Source organism: Streptomyces sp. bgisy159 (assembly GCF_965341775.1).
Classification (GTDB): domain Bacteria; phylum Actinomycetota; class Actinomycetes; order Streptomycetales; family Streptomycetaceae; genus Streptomyces.
Genome location: NZ_CBDQZH010000027.1, coordinates 14,572 through 39,933, shown reverse-complemented (window position 1 = coordinate 39,933; position 25,362 = coordinate 14,572). Strand labels below are relative to the sequence as shown.

The window sequence follows — 25,362 nt, the reverse complement described above, 5'->3', positions numbered from 1 at the left end:
GTCAGGCATTCCTTCGCGCAGGGGGGAGGGACAGGGGGACCAGGTGCGCGGTGAGGTCGCCGACCAGGTCGGCGGCGTGCGGCACGAGGTAGAAGTGGTCGCCCGGGAAGGCGCGGGCGGTGAACGTGCCGGGGGCGGCGACGTCGGCCCAGGCGACCACGTCGGCCGCGGGGACGTCGGTGTCGGCGTCGCCGTAGTAGGCGATGACGGGGATGTCCAGCCGTTCGGCGCGCGCCTCGGCCGTGTACCGCCGCAGCAGCCCGTAGTCGGCGCGCAGGGCGGGCAGGACGAGTTCGGTCAGGTCGGGGTCGTCCAGCGCGGGGGCCAGCGGGCCGCCGCGGCGGCGTACGTCGGCGAGCAGCGCGGCGTCGTCGTCGAAACCGAAGACCGGCAGCCGGTGCGGGGCGGCCCGGCCGGACACCGCGAGCAGCCGGGGCCCGGCCTGGGAGCCCTGGCGCAGTGCGGTCTCGTAGGCCACGGAGGCGCCCATGCTGTGGCCGAAGTACGCGGTGGGGAGCGCGGGCAGGGCGGCCAGGGCGTCGGCGACGGGGCCGGCCAGCTCGGCCATGGAGGTGACGGGCTCCTCCAGGATGCGGTCCTCGCGGCCGGGGTAGCGCACGGCGAGCACCTCGGTGTCCGCGGGCAGCAGGGCGGGCCAGCCGCGGAAGAAGCTGGCCGCGCCGCCCGCGTGCGGGAAGCAGACCAGGCGGGTCCCCGGTCGCGGCGGTGCGTGCAGGGTCCGCAGCCAGGAGGCGGCGGAACCGGCGGCGCGGGTGGGGTCGGGCGAGGTGGTGGGTGTGGGCACGGTGGTCAGCTCCGCTTGGCGAAACGGTGTGCGGCGAGGGGCGCGGTGACGGCGATCAGGGCGAGGCTCCAGGCCAGTGCCGCGATGACGTCGGTGGCGGTGGCGCCGCCGGTCAGCAGGGCGCGGGCGGCGTCGACCACCGAGCTCATCGGGTTGTGCTCGACCAGGACGCCCAGCCAGCCCGGCATGGTGTCGGGGGCGACGAAGATGGAACTGCCGAACTGCAGCGGCACCATGGCGAGCATGCCGACGCTCTGCACGGTCTCCGGGGAGCGCGCCGCCAGGCCGATCAGGGCGTGCAGCCAGGCCAGCGCGACCCCGTACAGCAGGATGACGCCGATCGCGGCGGCGGCCTGGAGCGGGCCGGTGTGCACCCGGAAGCCGATCAGCACGGCGAACGCGAACACCACCAGCAGGCTGACCAGCATCCGCGCGGTGTCGGCGACGATCCGCCCGGCGAGCACCGCCCACGCGGTCATCGGCAGGGTCCGGAACCGGTCCATCACACCGTTGTGGAAGTCCGCGTTGAGGCTGATGCCGGCGGTGCGGGAGGCGATGGTGGTGGTCAGCGCCATGATGCCGGGCATCACGTACTGCCGGTAGGCGGCGTTGCTGCCGGAGATGGCGCCGCCGAAGACGTAGACGAAGATCAGGGCGAAGACCAGCGGCATCAGGGTGGCGTCCAGGATCTGCCCCGGACTGCTGAGCACCTTGCGCAGGTTGCGGCGGGTGACGGCCAGGGTGTGGCCGACGGCCTGCCGGGTGCCGGGCAGGCCGCCGACGGCGGCGGTGACGCTCATGCGGCGCTCCTGGCGGTGTCGGCGCCGGGGAGCCCGGCGGTGGCGAGAGGGGTGACCGGCGCGTTGCCGGTGAGGGTGAGGAACACGTCGTCGAAGCTGGGTGTGAGGGTGTCGACGCGGGCCAGTTCGATGCCGGACGCGCCGAGGACGCGTACCGCCTCGGTGACGGTGCGGCCCGCCCGGTCCAGGGGCAGCCGCACCAGCCCGTCGGTGTCGTCCACGGCGAGCGGGCCGAGGCCCGCGCCCTCCAGGGCCCGCCGGACGGCGGGCAGGTCGGCGCGGTCGCGGGGCGTGAGGTGGAGCACCGGGCCGCCGATGCGCTCGCGCAGGTCGCCGACGGTGCCGGAGGCGATGACCTCGCCGCGGTCGATCACCACGACGGAGTCGGCGAGGGCCTCGGCCTCCTCCATGTACTGGGTGGTGAGCAGCACGCTGGTGCCCTGGCCGGCCAGGGAACGGACCTCGTCCCACAGCTCGTTGCGGCTGTGCGGGTCGAGTCCGGTGGTCGGTTCGTCGAGGAACAGCACCTTCGGCTCGCCCAGCAGACTCGCGGCGAGATCGAGCCGTCGGCGCATTCCGCCGGAGTACGTCTTCACCGGCCGGTTGCCGGCCTCGGTGAGCCGGAAGCGCTCCAGCATGGAGTCGGCTCCCGAACGGGCGGCGGATCGGCCCATGTTGAGGAGCCGGCCGATCAGGTACAGGTTCTCCCAGCCGGAGATGTCCTCGTCGACGGCCGCGTACTGGCCGGTCATGCCGATCAGGTTGCGGACCTCGCGGGACTGGCGTGCCACGTCGTAGCCGTGGATGAACGCCTGCCCGGAGTCCGGCCTGACCAGCGTGCACAGCATGCGCACGGTGGTGGTCTTGCCGGCGCCGTTGGGTCCCAGCAGGCCGAGGACCGTGCCCTCGGGCACCTCGAAGGACACGCCCCGCACCGCGCGGGTGTCACCGAACTGCTTGGCCAGGTCTGTTGCGCGTATCGCCGGGGTCGTGTGGGTCATGGGGTCCTCTCAAGGTCCGCGGAAACAGCGGCGAGCCGGACGCTACGGCGGCCCTGTATCGATGGCTTATCGAATTGCTTCGCGCCGGCTCCCGCCTGGCCGAAACGCGCGCGATAACGCGGCGAAAGAGCGGGTTCCTAGCCTCCACCGGCATGTGGACTGCGAACTGAGGAGTCGGATCCATGTCAGGTGAGGCGATACGGGACCCGGGACGGTCCGAGGCGGCCGGACCGGCCGGTCTGCTGGGGCGGCTCGCGGAGCACGCGGCCCGCACGCCCGACGCCCTCGCGGTGTCGGGGACGGGGGCGGGGACGGGAACGGGGGCGGGAACAGGGGCGCGGTGGAGCTACCGGTCCTTCGACGCGGCGACGGCACGGCTCGCCCGGCGGCTGTCCGCGGCCGGCGTCGGCGCCGGGGACACCGTCGCGATCCACGCGCTGCGCACCCCCGCCCTCGCGCTGGCCCTGGTGGCCGTGGCGCGCAGCGGCGCCGCCTTCCTGGTGTGCGACGCCGCGTACCCGGTGCGCGCGTCGCGGCGGCGTGCCGAGCGGTCCGCGGTGAAGGCATGGCTGACCTGCGACCCGGCGGGCCTCCCGGAGGGGCTCGCGGACGCGGGCGTGCCGGCGTTCATCGCGGGTGCCGATGCGGAGGGTGCCGATGGTGCCTATGCCGATGGTGCCGACGCGGCGGGTGCCGACGCGGCGGGTGCCTGTGCGGAGGGTGCCGACGCGGCCGGGGCTCACGTTCAGGGGGCCGTCGCGTACGTCGCCCACACCTCCGGTACCACCGGTGAGGCCCGGCGGATCCTCGGTGGGTGGGAGCCGGTGGAGCACTTCCTGCGCTGGTACACCGCCGCCGAGCGCATCGGGCCCGGAGTGCGCGGAGCCGTGCTGTCCGGGCTCGGCCACGACCCGCTGCTGCGGGACGTGTTCGTGCCGCTGTGGGCGGGCGGCACCGTCGTCTTCCCGGAGGCCGACGTGCGCGACGCCGCCGCGATCGCCCGCTGGCTGTCGGACGAGCGGATCGACCTGGTCCACCTGACGCCCGGCCTCGGTGACGCGCTCGCCGACAGCGCCCCCGGCGACGGCTGGCCCGGACTGCGGCTCGTCGGCTTCGGCGGGGAACCGCTGACCTGGCGCACGGTGGACGCCTGGACCGCGCTCGCCCCCGGGGCCCGCGTCCTGAACCTGTACGGCACCACGGAGACCCCGCAGGTCGTCTCCCGGTTCGTCGCCGCCGGCCCCGCACGCCCCCCGGCCGCCCGGCACGGCGCCCGGGTGCCGATCGGGCCGGGCGTGGAGGGCGTGCGGCTGACCGTCGAGGACGGCGAACTCGTCGTCGTCACCCCCCACCTGGCCCGGTACGCCGACGCGCCGGAGGGCTTCGGCGGCCGCTACCGCACCGGCGACCTGGTCCGCGAACTCGGTGACGGCTGCCACGAGTTCACCGGCCGCCGGGACGACCAGCTGAAGATCCGCGGCCACCGGGTCGAGCCCGCCGGGACCGAGGCCGTGCTGCTGACGGCGCCCGGCGTCGGCCGGGCCGCGGTCGTCGCCCACGGCGACACCCTCGTCGCGCACGTCGTGGCCGCGCCGGGACACCGCCCGGACCCGGACCGGGTCAAGGAGTTCGCCGCGGGGCTGCTGCCCGAGCACGCCGCACCGGCCGCCGTCGTCGTGCACGACGCGCTGCCGCTGACCGCCCACGGCAAGGTGGACCGGGCCGCGCTGGCCGAGCACCGTCCCGCCGCCGTCCGCCGGGCCGCGCGCGATCCCCGCGAGGAGATCCTGTGCGGGCTGTTCGCCGAGGTGCTGGGCACGCCGGGGTTCGGGCCCGACGACGACTTCTTCGCGCACGGTGGCCACTCCCTGCGCGCCAACCGCCTGGTCAACCGGGTGCGCCGGCTGCTCGGCGTGTCCGTACCGGTCAACGCCCTGTTCGACGCTCCCACCCCGGCCGCGTTCGCCCGCGCGCTGGACACCGCCGCCGGCGCGGACCGGCCCGAACTGGCTCCCGCCGGGCGGCCGGAGCGGCTGCCGCTGTCCAGCGCGCAGCGCCGCCTGTGGTTCGTGCGGCAGATGGACGCCGACGACACCTCGTACAACATGGCGCTCACGCTGCGGCTGACCGGACCGCTGGACCGGCGGGCGCTGGCCGACGCGCTCGGCGACCTCACCGACCGGCACGAGGTGCTGCGCACCGTCTACCGCGTCACGGACGGCGAACCCGCGCAGGTCGTCCTGGCCGAGGCCCGGCCCGCGCTGCACGTCGTGGACGTGGCCGAGGAGGACCTGCCCGGCGAGCTGACCCGGCAGGCCCGGCACCGCTTCGACCTCGCGGCGGCACCGCCGCTGCGCACGGTGCTGCTGCGCACCGGCCCCGACCGCCACACCTTGCTCGTCCTGCTGCACCACATCGCCGCCGACGGCGCCTCCACCGGCCCCCTGGCCCGGGACCTGTCCGCCGCCTACACCGCACGCCTCGCCGGGCACGCCCCGCGCTGGGACCGGCTGCCCGTGCAGTACGCCGACTACACGCTGTGGCAGCGCGCGGCCGAACGGCCCGAGGCGGACCTGGCGTACTGGGAGGAACGGCTCGCGGGTCTCCCCGACGTGCTGGAGCTGCCCACCGACCGGCCCCGGCCGGCCGTCGCCTCCGGGCGGGGCGGCCGGGTCCGGTTCACCGTGCCCGGCGAGCTGCACGGGCGGCTGGCCGCCCTGGCCCGGCGTACCGGCAGCACCGTCTTCATGACCGTGCAGGCCGGTCTCGCCGCGCTGCTCACCCGGCTCGGCGCCGGCCAGGACATCCCCGTCGGCACCGCCGTCGCGGGCCGCGCCGACGAACTCCTCGACCCGCTGGTCGGCTGCTTCGCCAACACGGTGTGCCTGCGCACGGACACCTCAGGCGACCCCGCCTTCACCGAGCTGCTCGGCCGGGTCCGCGACGGCGACCTCGCCGACTTCGCCCACCAGGACCTGCCGCTGGACCGGCTGGTGGAGCACCTCAACCCCACTCGGTCTCTGGCGCACCACCCTCTGTTCCAGACGATGCTGACCTTCCAGGGCACCGAGCACGTCCACTACGACCTGCCCGGCCTGCGGGTCGCCGTGGGCACCGCCGACCGCGCCGCCGCCAACGTCGACCTGTCGTTCCTGTTCGCGGAGGACGGCGAGGCGCTCGCGGGCACCCTGGAGTACGCCGTCGACCTGTTCGACCGGGAGAGCGCCGAACTGCTCGCCGCCCGGCTGGTCCGGGTGCTGGCCGCGGCCGCCGCCGCGCCCGACACCCGGATCGGCGACCTGGACCTCCTCGACGACGCCGAGCGGGAGCTGCTGCTCCACGGCTGGCAGGGCGCCCCGGCGCCGGCCGCCGGCCCCGCCACCCTGCCCGAGCTGTTCGAGGCGCAGGTCCGCCGCACCCCGGACGCGCCGGCCGTCGAGCACGCCGGCACCGTCCTGACGTACCGGGAGCTGAACGCGTACGCCAACCGGCTGGCACGCCGGCTGATCGCGCTCGGCGCCGGCCCCGAGACGCATGTCGCGGTCGCCCTGGACCGCTCCGTCGACCAGATCGCCGCGCTGCTCGGCATCGTCAAGACGGGCGCCGCCTACCTGCCGCTGGACCTGACGCACCCCGCCGACCGCATCGCCTTCGTCCTGGACGACGTACGACCGGTGGCGACCCTCACCACCTCCCGGGACGGCGCGAAGCTGCCGGACGGGCATCGGCTGGTGACGCTCGACCCGGACGCGGAACGACAGCTGCCGCTGGACACCGGCCCCACCGACTGCGCCGGTCTCGCCGGTCCGGCCGGATCCACCGACGTCACCAACGGCAGCGACGTCACCGACGCCGAGCGCACCGCCCCGCTCACCCCGGCCCACCCGGCGTACGTCATCTTCACCTCCGGCTCCACCGGCCGGCCCAAGGGCGTCGTCGTCGAGCACCGCTCGCTGGCCGCGTACCTCGCCTGGGCGCGGGAGGCGTACGACAGCGTGGGCGGCCGGGCGCTGGTGCACTCGCCGGTCGCCTTCGACCTGACCGTCACCGGTGTCTTCGCCCCGCTCACCGCGGGCGGCACGGTGGAACTCCTCGGTCTCGACGGCCGGGACGGCCGGCCGCCCGCCGCCCGCCCGGACTTCGTCAAGGCCACCCCCAGCCACCTGCCGCTGCTGCTGGAGAACGACGACCGTCTCTCCCCCGCCCGCCAGCTGGTGCTGGGCGGCGAGTCCCTGATGGGCGAGGTGCTGGAGCAGTGGCGGGCCCGCCACCCGGAGGCCACCGTCGTCAACGAGTACGGGCCCACCGAGACGACCGTCGGCTGCACCGAGTTCCGCATCGAGCCGGGCGAGCCGGTGCCCGCCGGCGTCGTCACCATCGGCCGGCCCGTGCACGGCACCCGGATGTACGTGCTCGACGGGCGGCTGCGCCCGGTGCCCGCCGGAGTGAGCGGCGAGCTGTACATCGCGGGCGACCTGGTCACCCGCGGCTACCACGGCCGTCGCGCGCTGACCGCCGCCCGGTTCGTCGCCGACCCGTTCGGCCCGCCCGGCGCGCGCATGTACCGCTCGGGCGACCTGGGCCGCTGGAACCGGCGCGGGCTGCTGGAGTTCGTCGGCCGCGTCGACCACCAGGTCAAGGTGCGCGGTTTCCGGATCGAGCTCGGCGAGATCGAGGGGGTGCTCGGCGCCCACCCGCAGGTGCGGCAGGCGGCCGCGGTGGTCCGCGAGGACCGGCCCGGCGACCGGCGCGTCGTCGCCTACGCGGTGCCCGCCGGGCCCGGCGCGGACGAGGCCGGGCTGCGGCGCTGGGCGGCCGAACGGCTGCCCGAGTACATGGTCCCCGCGGACGTCGTGCTGCTGGACGCGTTCCCCGCCACCGCCAACGGCAAGCTGGACCGGGCCGCGCTGCCCGCGCCCGAACGGCGGCCCGCCGCCGACCCGGCGGGCGCCGCGCCGCGCACCGCCCGTGAGGAGATCCTGCGCGGCCTGTTCGCCGAGGTCCTCGGGGTACCCGAGGTGCCGGTGGACACCGGCTTCTTCGACCTGGGCGGGCACTCCCTGCTCGCCACCCGGCTGGTCGGCCGGGTACGGACCGTGTTCGGCGCCGACCTCTCGCTGCGCACCCTCTTCGAGGCGCCCACCGTGCGCGACCTCGCCGCCCGCCTCGACGGCACCGGCGAGGCCCGCCCCCGGCCGGTCCGCCGGGAGCGCCCCGAGCGGCTGCCGCTGTCGCACGCCCAGCGCCGGCTGTGGTTCCTGAACCGGCTGGAGGGCCCGAGCCCCACCTACAACATCCCGCTCGCGCTGCGCCTGTCCGGCCCCCTGGACGTCCCGGCGCTGCGCGCCGCGCTCGGCGACGTGGCCGCCCGCCACGAGAGCCTGCGCACGGTGTTCACCGAGGAGGACGGCGTGCCCCGGCAGCACGTCCTGCCCGCGGACACCGTGCCCGCGCTCGACGTCCGTACCACGGCGCCCGGCGAGACGGCGGCGGCACTGGCCGAGGCGGCCCGGCACACCTTCGCCCTCGACTCCGAACCGCCCCTGCGGTTCACCCTGTTCGGGGACGGCGGTGAGCAGCACGTGCTGTTGCTGCTGATGCACCACATCGTGGCCGACGGCTGGTCGGCGGGCCCCCTGCTGCGCGACCTGTCCGCCGCCTACACCGCCCGCCTCGGCGGTGGCGCCCCCGGCTGGGAGCCGCTGCCGGTGCAGTACGCCGACTACGCGCTGTGGCAGCAGGACGTCCTCGGTGACGAGAGCGACGCCGGCAGCCCGCTGAGCCGTCAGCTCGCCTACTGGCGGCAGCAGTTGTCCGGCGCCCCCGAGCTGCTGGAGCTGCCGCTGGACCACCCGCGTCCGGCGGTCGCCGCCCACCGCGGCGGCCTGGTGCCCTTCCGGCTCGGCCCCGACAGCCACCGGGCGCTCAAGGAACTGGCCCGGTCGACGGGTGCCACCGTGTTCATGGTGCTGCACGCGGCGCTCGCCGCCCTGCTGTCGCGGCTCGGCGCGGGCGCCGACGTCCCCGTGGGGACGGTGGTCGCCGGCCGTTCCGACGAGGCGCTGGACGACCTGGTCGGGTTCTTCGTCAACACGCTGGTGCTGCGCACGGACACCTCGGGCGACCCCGCCTTCCGCGAGCTGCTGGAGCGGGTCCGGGAGACCGACCTGTCGGCGTTCGCGCACCAGGACGTGCCCTTCGAGCGGGTCGTGGAGGCGGTCAACCCGGCCCGGTCCCTGGCCCACCACCCCCTCTTCCAGGTCATGCTCGTCCTGCAGAACACCACGGACGGCCGGGCCGAACTCCCCGGCCTCGACGTGGACGTGGAGGACCTGAGCGCGGGCGCGGCCAAGTTCGACCTGATCCTCAACGTGCGCGAGGACCGGGACGGCGTCACCGGCACGCTCGGCTACGCCACGGACCTGTTCGAACGGGACACCGCGGCCGCCCTCGCCGACCGGCTGGCGCGCTTCCTCGACGCCGCCGCCGCCGACCCCGGGCTGCCGATCGGCGCCCTCCCGGTGATCACCGACGCCGAGCGCCGCACGGTGCTGGACACCTGGAACGACACCGGCCGGGAGGTCCCCGAGGGCTCCCTGCCCGCGCTGTTCGCCGCCCAGGCCGCCCGCACCCCCGACGCCGTCGCCCTGCGCCGCGGCGACGACACGCTCACCTACGCCGAACTCGACCGCCGGGCCAACCGGTTCGCGCACCGGCTGATCGCCGAGGGCGTCCGGGCCGAGACCCCGGTCGCGCTCCACCTGGACCGTTCCTTCGAGGCCGTCGTGGCGATCCTCGGCGTCCTCAAGGCCGGCGGCACGTACGTCCCGCTGGACGTGCGCTCGCCCGCCGCCCGGCTGCGGCTCGTCCTCGACCAGGCCGGCGCACCCCTCCTCGTCACCGACCGCGACGACCTCGTCCCGCCGCCCGGGGTGCGGGTCCTCCGCCCCGGCGCCCCGGACCACCCCGGGCACGACCCGGCGGTGCCGGTCCCGCCGGGGCAGCTCGCCTACGCCATGTTCACCTCCGGCTCGACGGGCACCCCCAAGGGCGTCGTCGTCACCCACCGGAACATCGCCGCGCTGGCCGCCGACCACCGCTTCGCCGGTGACGCCCACCGGCGGGTCCTGCTGCACTCCCCGCTGGCCTTCGACGCCTCCACCTACGAACTGTGGGTACCGCTGCTGTCCGGCGGCGAGGTCGTCGTGGCACCCCCGGGCGAGACCGACCTGGCGTTCCTGCGCACCCAGCTCACCGGGGGCGGGGTGACCGCCGTGTTCCTCACCACCGCCCTGTTCAACCTGCTCGCCGAGGAGCCCGGCGATCCGCTGTCCGGGGTGCGCGAGGTGTGGACCGGCGGCGAGGCGGGATCGGCGGCCGCGATGCGCGGCGTCGCACAACGCTGCCCCGGCACCCGGGTGGTGCACGTGTACGGCCCCACGGAGACCACCACGTTCGCCACCTGCCACCCGGTCCGCCGCCCCTACGACTACCCCGGCACCCCGCCGATCGGCGGCCCCATGGACAACACCACGGCGTACGTCCTGGACGCCCGGCTGCGGCCGGTCCCGGCCGGCGTCCCCGGCGAGCTGTACCTCGGCGGCGCCGGACTCGCCCGCGGCTACCTCCACCGCCCCGCCCTCACCGCCGCCCGCTTCGTCGCCGACCCGTTCGGCACGCCCGGAGCCCGGCTGTACCGGACGGGGGATGTGGTGCGGTGGTGGGCCGACGGGCAACTGGAGTTCGTCGGGCGCGTCGACCACCAGGTGAAGATCCGCGGTTTCCGGATCGAGCCGGGCGAGATCGAGGGCGTGCTCGGCGCCGACCCGCGGGTGCGCCAGGTGACGGTCGTGGTCCGCGAGGACCGCCCCGGCGACAAGCGCGTCGTCGCCTACGCCGTCACCACCGCGCCGGTCGAGGAGCTGAGGACCCTGGCCGCCGAAAAGCTGCCGGAGTACATGGTGCCGTCCGCGATCGTGCCGCTGGAGGCACTGCCCCTGAACGCGAACGGCAAGGTCGACCAGAAGGCCCTGCCGGTGCCGTCGTACGGCGGCCAGGGCACCGGACGTGCCGCCCGTACCGCCCAGGAGGAGATCCTGTGCGGCCTGTTCGCCGAGGTGCTCGGCCTGGACGCCGTCGACCCGGCGGCCAACTTCTTCGAGCTGGGCGGCCACTCGCTGCTCGCCACCCGGCTCATCAGCCGTATCCGCTCGGTCTTCGAGGCCGAGACCAGTCTGCGCACCCTGTTCGAGAACCCCACGGCGGAGACCCTCGTCACCCGCCTGGCGCGTGCCGAGAAGGCCCGGCCCAAGCTGCGGCCGATGAAGAGGTCCGAGGAGATGTCATGATTCCGCTCTCTCACGCCCAGCAGAGGCTGTGGTTCCTGTACCACCTGGAGGGCCCGAGCCCCACCTACAACGTGCCGCTCGCCCTGCGCGTCGACGGCCCGCTGGACCCGGACGCCCTGCGCGACGCCGTACGGGACGTCGTCGCCCGGCACGAGAGCCTGCGCACCGTGTTCCCGGCCGTGGACGGCGTGCCCCGGCAGCGCATCCTGCCGGCCGAGGACACCGACGTCTTCCGCATCGAGCGGGTGACGTCCGACGAGCTGGAGCCCGCCCTGGCCGCCGAGTCCCGGCACGTGTTCGTGCTGGAGGGTGAGGTGCCGTTCCGGGTGACGTTGTTCGCGGTGGGTGAGGGTGGGTTCGTGGTGTTGTTGTTGATGCATCACATCGTGGCGGACGGGTGGTCGGCGGGTCCGTTGGTGCGGGATCTGTCGGTGGCGTACGCGGCTCGGGTGAGTGGGGATGTGCCTGGTTGGGAGCCGTTGCCGGTGCAGTACGCGGATTTCGCGTTGTGGCAGCGGGAGGTGCTGGGGGAGGAGTCGGATCCGGGGAGTGTGCTGGCGCGGCAGTTGGGGTTTTGGCGCAAGGAGCTGGCGGGGCTTCCGGAGTTGGTCGGGTTGCCGTTGGATCGTGCGCGGCCTGTGGTTGCGGGGCATGCGGGTGCGTTGGTGGATGTGCGGGTGCCGGCGGGGGCGCATCGGGCGTTGAAGGAGCTGGCCCGGTCGACGGGTGCGACCGTGTTCATGGTGGTGCATGCGGCGCTTGCCGCGTTGCTGTCGCGGCTCGGGGCGGGTTCGGACGTTCCTGTGGGGACGGTGGTGGCCGGTCGTTCGGACGAGGCGTTGGACGATCTGGTCGGGTTCTTCGTGAACACGTTGGTGCTGCGGGCGGATGTGTCGGGTGATCCGACGTTCCGTGAGCTGGTGGAGCGGGTGCGGGAGACGGATCTGTCGGCGTTCGCGCACCAGGACGTGCCGTTCGAGCGGGTCGTGGAGGCGGTCAACCCGGTCCGGTCACTGGCCCACCACCCCCTCTTCCAGGTCATGCTCGTCCTGCAGAACAACGCGGAGGGACAGGTCCGTTTCCCGGGGGCCACCGCACGCCTCGACGACCTGTCCGTCGGGACCGCCAAGTTCGACCTCGCGCTCACCCTGCACGAGCGGCACACCGCCGACGGCGCCCCCGACGGCCTGGCCGGTGCCGTCACCTTCGCGACGGAGGTGTTCGACCGGGGGTCGGTCGAGGCGCTGGTGGGGCGGTTGGTGCGGCTGCTGGAGTGGGCGGGGGAGTGCCCGGACCGGGCGCTCGGCGAGTGGGACGTCCTGGCGCCGGAGGAGCGTCGGCGGATTGTGGGTGAGTGGAACGAGTCGGGTGAGCCGGTCGGGGCGGCCACGTTCGTCGAGTTGTTCGAGGAGCGGGTGCGGCGGGACCCGGACGCGGTCGCCGTCGAGTTCGGCTCCGAGGCCCTGGGCTACGGGGAGTTGAACCGTCGTGCCAATCGGCTGGCGCACTGGCTGATCGGTCGTGGGGTGGGGCCGGAGAAGCGGGTCGCGGTGGCGTTGCCGCGGTCGGTGGAGTGGCTGGTGGCCGTCCTCGGGGTGATGAAGGCGGGCGGCGCGTACGTGCCCGTCGACCCGGAGTACCCGGCCGACCGCATCGCCTACATGCTGGACGACTCCCGGCCCGTCTGTGTCCTCACCGACGCGGGTACGGCTCCGAGGCTTCCCGAGGGGGTCGAGCCGGTGCTGGTGGAGCAGGTGCCGTTCGGTGCCTGCGACCCGGCCGACGTCACCGACGCGGACCGTACGGCCGCGCTGACCCTGGGCTCACCCGCGTACGTCATCTACACGTCGGGGTCGACCGGCCGCCCCAAGGGGGTGGTCGTCACCCACTCCGGGATCGCCGGCCTGTCGTACTCCCAGACCCGTGCCTTCGACGTCACTCCGGACAGCAGGGTGCTGCAGTTCGCCTCGCCCAGCTTCGACGCGGCGGCGTGGGAGGTCTGCATGGCGCTGCTGGCGGGAGCGCGGCTGGTGATGGCCCCGGCGGCGGAACTGCTGCCGGGCGAGCCCCTGGCCGGGGTGCTGGCCCGCCACGGGGTCACGCACGCCACCCTGCCGCCCGCCGCTCTGCCGGTGATGCCGGAGGGTGGTCTGCCGGACGGGATGACGCTCGTGGTCGCCGGTGAGGCGTGCCCGCCCGCTCTGGTCGGGGTGTGGTCCGAGGGCCGGCGGATGATCAACGCGTACGGGCCCACCGAGACGACCGTGTGCGCCACGATGAGCCGCCCGCTCTCCGGCGCCGTCACCCCGCCCATCGGCTCCCCGCTCAACGGCTTCGACGTGTACGTCCTGGACGCGCGGCTGCGGCCGGTGCCGGTGGGGGTGCCGGGTGAGTTGTATGTGTCGGGGTCCGGTCTGGCGCGTGGTTATCTGGGGCGTCCGGCGTTGACGTCGGGGCGTTTCGTGGCCGATCCGTTCGGGGCTCCTGGGAGCCGGCTGTACCGGACGGGGGATGTGGTGCGGTGGCGCGCCGACGGGCAGCTGGAGTTCGTCGGGCGCGTCGACCACCAGGTGAAGATCCGCGGTTTCCGGATCGAGCTCGGCGAGATCGAGGGCGTCCTCGGCACCCACCCGGGTGTGCGGCAGGCGGCCGTGGTGGTCCGCGAGGACCGGCCCGGCGACAAGCGCGTGGTGGCGTACACCGTGGGCGACGCGACCCGCGACGAGGTGCGGGCCCTCGCGGCCGAGCACCTGCCCGAGTACATGGTCCCTGCGGCGATCGTGCCGCTGGACGCCCTGCCGCTCACCCCGAACGGCAAGCTCGACCACAAGGCCCTGCCGGTGCCGTCGTACGGCGGTCAGGGCACCGGACGTGCCGCCCGTACCGCCCAGGAGGAGATCCTGTGCGGCCTGTTCGCCGAGGTGCTCGGCCTGGACGCCGTCGACCCGGAAGCCGGGTTCTTCGAGCTGGGCGGGGACAGCATCCTCGCCATCCAGCTGGTCGGCCGGGCCCGCCGGGCCGGGCTGGAGTTCACCGCCCGGGACGTCTTCGCGCACCGCTCGGCCGCACGGCTCGCGGTCGTGGCCCGGGCCGTGACCGACGAGGCGCCCACCGCGGCGGACGACGGCGCCGGCACCGTCCTCGCCACGCCGATCATGCACTGGCTGCGCGAACTCGGCGGCTCCTGGACCGGCTTCAACCAGTCGATGACCGTGCGGGTGCCGGCCGGGGCCGACCCCGAGCGGCTCACCGAGGCACTGCAGGCGCTCCTGGACCGGCACGAGGTCCTGCGGCTGCGGGCCGAACCCGACCCCGGCGCCGGCTGGCGGCTGGACGTGCCGGAGGCCGGCCGGGTGCGCGCCGCCGACCTGCTGCACCACGTCGACGCGCGCGGGCTGGACGGGCCGCGGCTGGCCGCCGTACTGGCGGCGGAGGGCGAGGCGGCCCGGCAGCGGCTCGCGCCGCGCGACGGGTCGGTCGTCCGCTTCGTCCGGTACGACCGCGGCCCGGACCGGCCCGGACTGCTGCTCCTGCTCGCCCACCACCTGGTGGTCGACGGGGTGTCCTGGCGGATCCTGCTCGCCGACCTGGCGGCGGCCTGGCGCGGCGAGGAACTCGCGCCGGTGCCCACCTCCTTCCGCCGCTGGGCCCGCACCCTCGCCGAGAGCGCACCGGACCGGCGCGGCGAACTCGCCCTGTGGCAGGACATCGCCGCCACTCCCGACCCGCCGCTCGGCACCCGGGCCCTCGACCCCGCGCGGGACACGGCGCTCACCGCACGGCAGATCACCCTGACGCTGCCCGCCGAGGACACCGAGCCGCTGCTGACGAGCGTCCCGGCGGCCGTGCACGGAGGAGTCAACGACGTGCTGCTGACGGCCCTCGCCCTCGCGGTCCGCGCACACCGGCGCGGACGCGGCCAGGACACCCCCGCCCTCCTGGTCGACCTGGAGGGGCACGGCCGCGAGGAGATCACCGAGGGCATCGACCTGTCCCGGACCGTGGGCTGGTTCACCGTGCTGCACCCGGTGCGGATCGAACCCGGCGACGACCCCGGGCCGGACGCCCTGAAACGGGTCAAGGAGCAGCTGCGCGCCCTGCCCGACCACGGACTCGGACACGGCGTCCTGCGCCACCTCGACCCGCGGTCCGCGGCGGCGCTGGCCGGCCGGCCGGCCCCGCAGATCGGCTTCAACTACCTGGGCCGGATGCCCGCGGGCGAGGCGTCCGCCGCTCCCGGCGCGTACTCCGCACCGGCGGACTGGGCGGCCGTGTCCGGCGCGCCCGCCCCGGCACCCCGCGACCCCGACATGCCCGTCGGCCACGCCCTGGAGATCAACTCCGTGACGCTGGACCGGCCGGGCGGACCCGAGCTGGCGGCCACCTGGACCTGGCCCGGCGAACTGTTCGAGGAGGCGGAGGTGCGCACCCTCGCGGCCGGCTGGTTCGACGCGCTGCGCGCCCTCACCCACGGGGTGCGGGCGCCCGAGGCCGGCGGGTTCACCCCGTCCGACCTGGACCTGGTCTCCCTGAGTCAGGGCGAGATCGACGACCTGGAAGCAGAATTGAGGGACCTCGCATGAAGACATCCGGGCTCGAGGACGTCCTGCCGCTCTCGCCGCTGCAGGAGGGACTGCTCTTCCACGCCCTGGAAGGCGCCGCGCAGGACACCGGCGGGGACGTGTACACCACCCAGCTGGTGCTGGACCTGACCGGACCGCTGGACGCCCCCCGGCTGCGCACCGCCGCCGAGGCGCTGCTGCGCCGCCACGCCAACCTGCGGGCCGGGTTCCGGCAGCGCGCCAACGGCCAGGCCATCCAGGTCGTGCACCGGCAGGTGGAGCTGCCCTGGCAGGAGACCGACCTGACCGGCATACCCGCCGACGGCCGCGAGGCCGCCCTCGCGCGGATCCTGGACGAGGAGCGCGCCCGCCCCTTCGACCTGGCCGCGCCGCCCGCGCTGCGGTTCCGCCTGGTGCGCCGCGACAGCCGGCGGCACGCCCTGGTGCTGACCAACCACCACATCCTGTGGGACGGCTGGTCCGCGCCGGTCCTCCAGCGGGAACTGCTCACCCTGTACGCCGGGCACGGCGACGCCGCCGCCCTGCCGCCCGTCACGCCGTACCGCGACTACCTCGCCTGGCTGGCCGCGCAGGACCGGCCGGCCGCCGAGGAGGCGTGGCGGCGGGCGCTGGCCGGCCTGGCCGGGCCCACCCTGGTCGCGCCCGGCCGGGACCTGCCCCCCGTCCCGCCCCGCCTGCACACCGTGGAGCTGTCCGAGTACGCCACGGCCGCGCTGCTCGGCGCCGCCCGCGCCGCCGGGCTGACCCTCAACACCGTGCTGCAGGGCGCCTGGGCGCTGACCCTGCGCGAGCTGACCGGACGCGACGACGTGGTCTTCGGCTCGGTGGTCTCGGGCCGGCCGCCGCAGCTGCCCGGCGTGGAGACCATGGTCGGCCTGTTCATCAACACCGTGCCGGTCCGGGTCCGGCTCGACGCGCGGCGACCGCTCACCGAGGCGCTGGGACGGCTGCAGGAGGAACAGGCGCTGCTCCTGGACCACCAGCAACTGCGGCTCGGCGACGTCCAGCGGCTCGCCGGGCACGGGGACCTGTTCGACACCGTGCTGACGGTCGAGAACTACCCCGGCGGCGGCGGGCCCCGGCAGGACTACGACGGGCTGCGGGTCGGCCGGGTCACCGGCCAGGACGCCGCGCACTACCCGCTGCGGCTCGTCGCCGGCCTCGCCGGGCAGCGCCTGGTCGTCCGCCTGGAGTACCGGCCCGACCTGTACGACGAGGACACCTCCGGGACGGTGCTGCGGCACGTGGTGCGCCTGCTGGAAGCCGCCGCCGGCGCCCCGGCCACCCCGGTCGGCGCCCTGCCGGGCCTGCTGCCCGAGGAGCGCGCCCAGCTGCCCGCGCCGCCCGGACCCGCCCGGGACGCGAACGGCGCGCCCGCCGAGGCGGCCGCGGCCCGCGAAGGGGATGCGGAGCGGCCCGGGCCCGGCGCGGCGGCCGGCCCCGAGGAGGAGATCCTGTGCGGCCTGTTCGCCGAGGTCCTCGGGCACCCCCGGATCGGACCCCGGGAGAGCTTCTTCGCCCGGGGCGGGCACTCCCTGTCGGCGCTGAAGCTCCTGGGCCGCGTCCGCGCCGTCCTCGGGGTGTCCCTGCCCGTGCGCGAGCTGTTCGCCGCCCCCACCCCGGCCCGGTTCGCCGAACGGATCCGGCAGGCCGCCGGCCGGCCCGCGCCGCCCGAGCCGGCCGCCCGGCCGCGCCCCGCCCGCGTCCCCCTGTCCTTCGCCCAGGCCCGCCTGTGGTTCCTGTACCGGGCGGAAGGGCCGAGCCCCGCCTACAACGTGCCGATGCCGCTGCGCCTGACCGGCGACCTGGACCTGCCGGCGCTCACCGCCGCGCTCGGCGACCTGACCCGGCGCCACGAGAGCCTGCGCACCGTGTTCCCCGCCGAGCGGGGCGTGCCCCACCAGCGCGTGCTGGCGGACGCGGAGCCGCCCGTCGACGTGGTCGACGCCGCGCCGGGCGACGCCGCCCGGCTGCTCGCCGAGGCCGCCCGCCACCCGTTCGACCTGGCCGGCGAGATCCCGCTGCGGGCCACCGTGCTGCGGCTCGGCCCCCGGGAGCACGTCCTGCTGCTGCTGGTCCACCACATCGCCGCCGACGGCGGCTCCGTCGCCCCGCTCCTCGGCGACCTCGCCGAGGCGTACACCGCGCGCTGCCGCGGCACCGCCCCCGGCTGGGAACCGCTGCCGCTGCAGTACGCCGACTACGCGCTGTGGCAGCGCGAACTGCTCGGCGCCGACGACGACCCGGACAGCCTGCTCGCCCGGCAGCTGGCGTTCTGGCGCACCGCCCTGGACGGCGCCCCCGGCAGCCTGGACCTGCCCGCCGACCGGCCCCGTCCCGCGGTGGCCGACCACCGCGGCGGCACCGTCGCGTTCGAGGTGGGCGAGGAGACCCACCGGCGCCTCACCGCCCTCGCCCGCAGCGCCGGCGCCACCGCGTTCATGGTGGTGCAGACCGCCGTCGCCGCGCTGCTCAGCCGGATGGGCGCCGGTGACGACATCCCGCTCGGCACCGCCGTCGGCGGCCGCGGCGCGCCCGCCCTGGAACGGCTGGCCGGGTTCTTCGTCAACACGCTGGTGCTGCGCACCGACACCTCGGGCGACCCGTCCTTCCGGGAACTGCTGGAACGGGTCCGCGAGGCCGACCTCGCCGCCTACGCCCACCAGGAGCTGCCGTTCGAGCGGCTGGTGGAGGCGCTCAACCCGGTGCGGTCGGCCGCCGCGCACCCGCTGTTCCAGGTGATGCTCGCCTTCCAGAACAACGCCGAGCCCGTCATGCGGATGCCCGGCCTCACCGTCGGCTTCGAAGGCCTGGCCACCGGAACCGCGCGCTGCGACCTGTCGTTCAGCGTCGCCGAGACCCGGGACGGCGGCCTGCGCGGCATGCTGGAGTACGCCACCGCGCTGTTCGACCCGGAGACCGCGCGGGACCTCGCCGACCGGCTGGTCCGCCTCCTCGACCGGGCCGCCGAGGACCCGGCGCGCGCACTGAGCGCCCTCGACCTGCTCTCCGCCGAGGAGCGCCGGCTGCTGGCCGCCGATACCGAACGGGCCGCGCCCGCCGTGGCGCCCGACACCCTGCCCGCGCTGTTCGCCCGGCAGGCCGCCCGCACCCCCGACGCGCCCGCCGTCCGCCACGGCACCACCACCCTCACCTACGCCGAACTCGACGCCCGCGCCAACCGGCTGGCCCACCGCCTGGCCGAACTCGGCGCCGGCCCCGAGAAGTTCGTCGCCGTCGCCCTGCCCGCCTCGGCCGACCTGGTCGTCGCCGCCCTCGCCGTCACCAAGGCTGGCGCCGCCTACGTGCCGCTCGACCCCGACTACCCCGACAGCCGCCTGGAGCTGATGCTCGCCGAGACCGCCCCGCTCGCCGTGTTCGCCACCGAGCGCACCGCCGCCCGGCTGCGCACCGACGCACCCGTACTGACCGGCTGCGACGCCCCCGGCCGGCCCGACGGCCCACCGCGCCCGGCCCTGCTCCCCGAGCACCCGGCGTACGTCATCTACACCTCCGGCTCCACCGGCACACCCAAGGGCGTCGTCGTCACCCACGCCGGGCTCGCCGGGCTCGGCCACGGCAGCCGGCACGACCACGGCGCCGGCCCCGGCAGCCGCGTCCTGCAGTTCGTCTCGCCGAGCTTCGACGTGTCGGTGGCCGAACTGTGCATGGCGCTGCTCACCGGCGCCTGCCTGGTCGTCCCGGAGCGGCGGCCGGTCGGCGCGGAACTGGCCGCGTTCCTGGCCGAGGAGCGCATCAGCCACGCCCACCTGCCGCCCGCCGTCCTCGCCGGGCTGCCGCCCGCCGACCTGCCCGACCTCGCCACCCTGATGACCGGCGGCGAGGCCTGCACCCCGCAGCTGGTCGCCCGGTGGGCGCCCGGCCGGCGCATGGTCAACGCGTACGGTCCCACGGAGGCCACCTGCGAGGTCACCTACGCCCTCCAGGACCCGGCCGCGCCCGGGCCGCGCTCCATCGGCCGGGCCGTGCCCGGGGTCCGCGTCCACGTCCTCGACGCCGCGCTGCGCCCCACCCCGCCCGGCGCGCCCGGCGAGCTGTACATCTCCGGCCCGGGGGTGGCCCGCGGCTACCTCGGCCGGCCGGCGCAGACCGCGGGCCGGTTCGTCGCCGACCCGTACGGGGCGCCCGGCGCCCGCATGTACCGCACCGGCGACCTGGTGCGCCGCCGCCGTGACGGGCGCCTGGAGTTCGTCGGCCGGGCGGACGGCCAGGTCAAGCTGCGCGGGTTCCGCATCGAGACCGGCGAGATCGAGGCGGCCCTGCTCGACGTGCCCGGCGTCGCCCGGGCGGCGGTCGTCGTCCGCGAGGACCGCCCGGGCGACCCCCGCCTCGTCGCCTACGCGGTGCCCGCCGGCCCCGGCCCGGACACCGCCGGGGCACTCGCCGCGCTGCGCGAGAAGCTGCCCGACTACATGGTGCCCGGCGCGCTCGTCGTCCTCGACGAACTGCCCATGACCCCCAACGGCAAGCTCGACACCCGCGCCCTGCCCGCCCCGCCCGAGCGCACCGGCACCGGCCGGCCCCCGCGCACCCCGCGCGAGGAACTGATGTGCCGGCTGTTCGCCGAGGTGCTGGGCGTCGCCGAGGTCGGCAGGGACGACAGCTTCTTCGCCCGCGGCGGCCACTCGCTGCTCGCCTCCCGCCTCGCCGGCCTCGTCGGCCGCACCCTCGGCAGGGAGCCGAGCGTGCGCGAGGTGTTCGCCGCGCCCACCCCGGCGGACCTGCTGCGGCTCGTCGACGGCGACGACCGGGACGCCTCGGGCGGCTTCGGACCCCTGCTGCCGCTGCGCCCGGCGGGCCGCGGGACACCGCTGTTCTGCGTGCACCCCGTCGGCGGCCTGAGCTGGTGCTACTCCGGCCTGCTGCGCACCCTCGACCCCGAACGGCCCGTGTACGGGCTGCAGTCGGCGGGGCTCGACGACTCCGCGCCGCCCGCCGCGACCCTGGCCGAGATGCTGGACGGCTACGTCGAGCAGCTGCGCTCCGTGCGCCCGCACGGCCCGTACCGGCTGCTGGGCTGGTCCCTCGGCGGTACCCTCGCGCATCTGCTCGCCGCCGAACTCCAGCGGCGCGGCGAGGAGGTGGAGCAGCTGGTGCTGCTGGACGCCTACCCCGTGGAGGAGCACCGGCGCGAGGAGCTCTCCGCCGAGCGGGTGCTGCGCGACCTGTGCGCCGCGCACGCCCGCCGGCACGGCGACGACCCGGACGACCTGCCCGACGGGGCGGTCGCGCTCAGCGAACGCGTCGTGGACTACCTGGGCCGCGGCGACTCCGAACTCGGCGGCCTCGACCCGGCCCAGCGGCACGCCGTGCTCGGCGCCCTGGTCAACAACGTGCGCCTCGTCTCGCCCGCCCGGCCGCCCGTGTTCAAGGGCGACATCCTGCTGATCGCCGCCACCGAGAACGTCCGCGCGTGGGCGGACCCCGACGCCTGGACCCCGTACCTGTCCGGAGGCGTGGAACGCCTGGAGGTGGCCGCCACCCACGAGGGCATGGCCGCCCCCGGACCGGCCGCCGAGATCGGCCGGCTGCTCAACGCCCGCGACTGACGCCACGCGGGCCACCGGGGTGGTACGAGACCTCTCGTACCGCCCCTCTCGCATGCCGTCCCCGCCCCGCGGTGGCCGGAACTGTTCCGATACCCCGCCGATAAGGCCCCTCCCTACCGTCGGATCCGCTGGGGGAGAGGCCGGAATCGGCCCCCGGGGACGAGCTGATATTCCGATGGAGGCGACACTCGTGGTGGACGGGGCGGACGAGATCGGCGGCGGGGCCGGCCGGGAGTACTGGAGCGCTGTCGTACGCGCGGGGGGCTTCACCCCGCTGCCGGGCTGGGCCGCCGCACCGGGCCACCCGGGCACGGCCGAGGCACGGGTGGCGCTCACCGGCGTCGACGGCACCGCGGTCGACGGCACCGCGGTCGACGCGGCCCTGCTGCTCGCCGCGCACGCCAAGGTGGTCGCGGCGCTCACCGGCGACCGCGACACCGTCAGCGGGTTCCAGCCGGCGTCCGGGCCCGCGCTGCCCGCCCGGATCAGCGTCGAGGACGGCAGCTGGGCGGAGCTGACCGCGACCGCCGAGGGCACCCTGCGCACCCTGCTCGCCTTCGCCGCCGACGCCCCCGTCACCGAGCCGCCGATGTTCGACACCCTCGTCGCGCCCCGCGCGGCGGACCTGCCGGACGAACTGCCGCGCGGCGTCGTCCTCGGCGTCGCCGTGGACGGCGAACACCTGCTGGTGCGGCACCGCGCCGACGTGTTCGACACCGCGGCGGCCCACCGCGTCGGCGGCTACTACGTCACCGCCCTCGGCCGCGCCCGCACCGCGCCCGACGCCGGCCACCACGAGCGGCACCTGCTCGGCGACGACGAACTGCGCTTCCAGCGCGACGAGCTGAGCGGGCCGCGGCAGGCGCTGCCCGACCGGCGGTTCCACGAACTGTTCGAGGAGCGGGCCCGGCTGCGGCCCGACGCGGTCGCCGTGGAACTCGGCGAGCGGTCCCTGACGTACGGCGAACTCGACGCCCGCGCCAACCGGATCGCCCGGTGGCTGCGGCGCGAGGGGCTGGGGGACGAGGACGTGGTCGCCGTCGTCACCGAACGCGACCTCGACTGGGCGGCGGCCGTCGTCGGCACCTTCAAGGCGGGCGGCGCCTACCTGCCCGTCGAACCGCACTTCCCGGCCTCCCGCATCGAGGCCATGCTGCGCCGCAGCGGCTGCCGCCTGGTGCTCACCACGGGCGAGGGCTCCGCATCGCTGCGGCAGGCCGTCGCCGGGCTCGGCGACCGCGCCCCCGCCGTGCTCCGCGTGGACCGGATCCCCGACGATCTGCCCGGGCACTCCCCGGGCCTGCCCGTCGCCGCCGACGCGCTCGCCTACATCTACTTCACCTCCGGCTCCACGGGCGAACCCAAGGGCGCCATGTGCGAGCACGCGGGCTTCGTCAACCACCTCCTCGCCAAGATCGAGGACCTGGGCGTCAGCGAGGACACCACCGTCGCCCAGACCGCCCCGCAGTGCTTCGACATCTCCCTGTGGCAGCTGGTGGCCGCGCTCGTCGTCGGCGGGCGCACCCGGATCGTGGAGCAGGAGGCCATCCTCGACATCGGCCGGTTCGTCGACGTCCTGGAGACCGGCCGGGTGCAGGTGGCCCAGCTCGTGCCCTCCTACCTGGAGGTGCTGCTGACCTGGCTGGACGGGCGGGTGGGACGGCTGCCCGAGCTGCGGATCGTCTCCGCCACCGGGGAGGCGCTGAAGAAGGAGCTCGCGCAGCGCTGGTTCCAGACCTTCCCCGGGGTGCCGCTGGTCAACGCCTACGGCCTCACCGAGACCAGCGACGACACCAACCACGAGGTGATGCGGACCCCGCCGGCCGGCGCGTCCGTGCCGCTCGGCCGGCCGGTGCGCAACGTGCGGATCCGGGTCGTGGACGAGCGGCTGGCCCCGGTACCGCTCGGCGCGCCCGGCGAGATCGTCTTCGCGGGCGTCTGCGTGGGCCGCGGCTACGTCAACGACGAGGAGCGCACCGCCGCCGCCTTCCTGCCCGACCCGGACGTCCCGGGCGGCCGGCTGTACCGCTCCGGGGACTTCGGACGCTGGGCGCCCGACGGCCGGCTGGAGTTCCACGGCCGGCGCGACGCCCAGCTGAAGATCCGCGGCTTCCGCATCGAGATCGGCGAGATCGAGAACCACATGACCCGGGCGGACGGCGTCCGCGACGCCGCGGTGGTCGTGACGGGCAGCGGCGAGGACCGCGTCCTGGTGGGCTACTGCACCCGCTCCGGCGACCGGGACCCCGACGGCCTGCGCGAGCGGCTGGCCGCCGCCCTGCCGTCGTACATGGTGCCCGCCCGGCTCGTCGTCCTGGACGCCATGCCGCTCACCCCCAACGGCAAGATCGACAAGAAGCGGCTGACCCGGTGGGCGGGACAGAGCGCCCCCGAACCGGGCGACACCGCCCGGGACGCGCCGCGCACCCCCACCGAGCGGCGGCTCGCCGAACTGTGGAGCCAGGCGCTGAAGGTGCCCGTGCACCGCGTCCGGCGCGACGCCCACTTCTTCGTGCTCGGCGGCACCTCCCTGAGCGCCGTGCGCCTCGCCATCCGGCTCGACCGGCAGGTCACCGTCGCCGAACTGGCCGCCCACCCCGTGCTGTCCGACCTCGCCGCCCTGCTCGACGAGCGCGCCGCGCTGCGTGCGGCGGTCTGACCTTATGCCCCAGAAGGGACCCCGAGATGACGTCCGTCCTTGACCTCACGGCGCCCGTGCCGGGTACCGCGCCCGGCAGGCCGCCGGTCCTCGACGCCGAGGGCGCCGGTGCCGACGCCGCCGGACGGGCGGCGGCCCTGCGTGACCGGGTGCGCGCGGCCGTCGCCGAGCACGGCGCGGTCCGGGTGCGCGGACTCGGCCCGCGCACCCCCGAGGAGGTGGGCGCGGTCGCCGCCGCGCTGGGCATCGAGGCGATGCCCGAGCGGGAGGGCTTCGCGCCGCGCCGACGGCTCGCCCCCGGTGTGCTGTCCTCCTCCGAGTGGCCGCCCGACGAGCCGATGTGCATGCACCACGAGCTGAGCTACGCCGCCGAGGTGCCCGCCACCCTGCTGTTCGCGTGCCTGCGCGCACCGGACGGCGGCGGCGCCACCGGCGTCGCCGACTCGCAGGCGGTGCTGGCGGCCCTGCCGGCGGACCTGGTCGAGCCGTTCGCCCGGGACGGCTGGCAGCTCACCCGCAGCTACCGCGAGGTCGGCGTCGCCTGGACCGAGGCGTTCGGCACCGAGGACCCCGCCGAGGTCGCCGCGTACTGCGACCGGGAGACGGTCGAGGCGACCTGGCTGCCCGACGGCGCGCTGCGCACCCGGCAGCGCAGGGCCGCCGTGATCGAGCATCCCGGCAACGGGCTGCCCGTCTGGTTCAACCAGATCTCCTTCCTCAACGAACGCACCCTCGACCCCATGGTCCGCGACTACCTCACCGACGTGTACGGGCCGGACGCGCTGCCCTTCAACACCGCCTACGGCGACGGGCGGCCGATCCCCGAGGAGGTCGTCGAGACCATCGACCGCGCCTACCGGGCGGCCACCGTGTCCGAGCCCTGGACCAACGGGGACGTCCTCGTCGTCGACAACCTGCGCATGGCCCACAGCCGCGAGCCCTACGACGGCGACCGGCACGTCGCCGTCGTCCTGGGCGACCCGGTCCGCCTGCCGGACCACGTCCGCCCCGACTGACCACCACCCGGGCCGCGCCGGCCCGGGCTCCACCACCCGCCGACGGCGGTCGCCGGACCCGACGGCCCCGCCAACCCGCGGCCCGGCGCCCGTACGGGCTCGGGTGCGTGGTTGAGGGCCGGTCCGGTGGTTGTGCCGGTTCGCCGGTGCCGGTGCCGGTGCCGGTGCCGGTGCCGGTGGCCGGGCCGGGCCGGATCGGGTGCGGGCGCCGGGTCCGGTGGTGGAGACCGGGTTCGGAGGTCGCAGCGGTCCGGCGTCCGGCCTCCGGCTCGACACCCCCGTCGGCCCCGGCCGGCGCCCGGTCCGGTGGCGGACCGGCTCGTCGGCCGGTCCGGTGCCCGTGCCGGCCCGGGCGCGGTCGGTCCTGGCCCCGGGCGTGGTGGGTTCCGGCTCGGCACCCGACCGGTTCGGGCGGGGCCGATCCCGGTCCGGTGCCCGTGCAGGCCCGCCGGCCGGTGGCCGTACCGGCTCGGTGGCCGTACCGACGGCTGCGGCGCCGGTCCCGGTGCCGCGGCCGGCTCCGCGGCCGTGGCCGTAGGGCCGGGCCCTGTCCGGGGCCGCGCCCGGCCGCCGCGTCCTC

At 75.9% G+C, this 25,362-nt stretch carries 8 protein-coding genes; 5 read left to right on the top strand and 3 right to left on the bottom strand.

The features are described from left to right. Nucleotide 1: 1 nt before the first annotated feature. From ACSLTV_RS23940 to ACSLTV_RS23930, 3 genes are read right to left on the bottom strand one after another with little or no spacing between them, the layout of a single operon-like run. Nucleotides 2-805 (bottom strand): thioesterase II family protein, encoded by an 804-nt coding sequence (locus ACSLTV_RS23940; protein WP_432138459.1) that lies wholly within the window; start codon nucleotides 803-805, stop codon nucleotides 2-4. A gap of 5 nt (nucleotides 806-810) precedes the next feature. Beyond that, complete coding sequence (locus tag ACSLTV_RS23935; RefSeq protein WP_435612850.1) at nucleotides 811-1,605, bottom strand: ABC transporter permease; 795 nt, start codon at nucleotides 1,603-1,605, stop codon at nucleotides 811-813. After that, nucleotides 1,602-2,606 carry an ATP-binding cassette domain-containing protein gene (locus ACSLTV_RS23930; protein ID WP_432138457.1) on the bottom strand — a complete coding sequence of 335 codons (1,005 nt, stop codon included), beginning with the start codon at nucleotides 2,604-2,606 and terminating at the stop codon, nucleotides 1,602-1,604. Before ACSLTV_RS23930 ends, ACSLTV_RS23935 begins: the two co-directional genes overlap by 4 nt. A gap of 182 nt (nucleotides 2,607-2,788) precedes the next feature. On the opposite strand from ACSLTV_RS23930, the gene ACSLTV_RS23925 reads away from it, so the two are divergent. The 5 genes from ACSLTV_RS23925 (at nucleotide 2,789) to ACSLTV_RS23905 (ending at nucleotide 24,782) form a co-directional block, all read left to right on the top strand. Continuing rightward, a complete protein-coding gene (locus ACSLTV_RS23925; protein WP_435612849.1) occupies nucleotides 2,789-10,954 on the top strand; it encodes an amino acid adenylation domain-containing protein in 8,166 nt (2,721 codons plus the stop codon). Then, nucleotides 10,951-15,537 (top strand): amino acid adenylation domain-containing protein, encoded by a 4,587-nt coding sequence (locus ACSLTV_RS23920; RefSeq protein ID WP_435612848.1) that lies wholly within the window; start codon nucleotides 10,951-10,953, stop codon nucleotides 15,535-15,537. The genes ACSLTV_RS23925 and ACSLTV_RS23920 overlap by 4 nt, the downstream gene beginning before the upstream one ends. Then, complete coding sequence (locus ACSLTV_RS23915) at nucleotides 15,534-21,107, top strand: amino acid adenylation domain-containing protein (RefSeq protein WP_435612847.1); 5,574 nt, start codon at nucleotides 15,534-15,536, stop codon at nucleotides 21,105-21,107. The genes ACSLTV_RS23920 and ACSLTV_RS23915 overlap by 4 nt, the downstream gene beginning before the upstream one ends. Nucleotides 21,108-21,282: 175 nt before the next feature. Continuing rightward, nucleotides 21,283-23,766: a non-ribosomal peptide synthetase gene (locus ACSLTV_RS23910; protein WP_435612846.1), complete on the top strand. Its 2,484-nt coding sequence runs from the start codon at nucleotides 21,283-21,285 to the stop codon at nucleotides 23,764-23,766. 26 nt (nucleotides 23,767-23,792) lie between these two features. Next, the gene (locus tag ACSLTV_RS23905; RefSeq protein WP_435612845.1) at nucleotides 23,793-24,782 is read left to right on the top strand and encodes a TauD/TfdA family dioxygenase; all 990 of its coding nucleotides are present in this window, start codon (nucleotides 23,793-23,795) and stop codon (nucleotides 24,780-24,782) included. The last annotated feature ends 580 nt before the right edge of the window (nucleotides 24,783-25,362 follow it).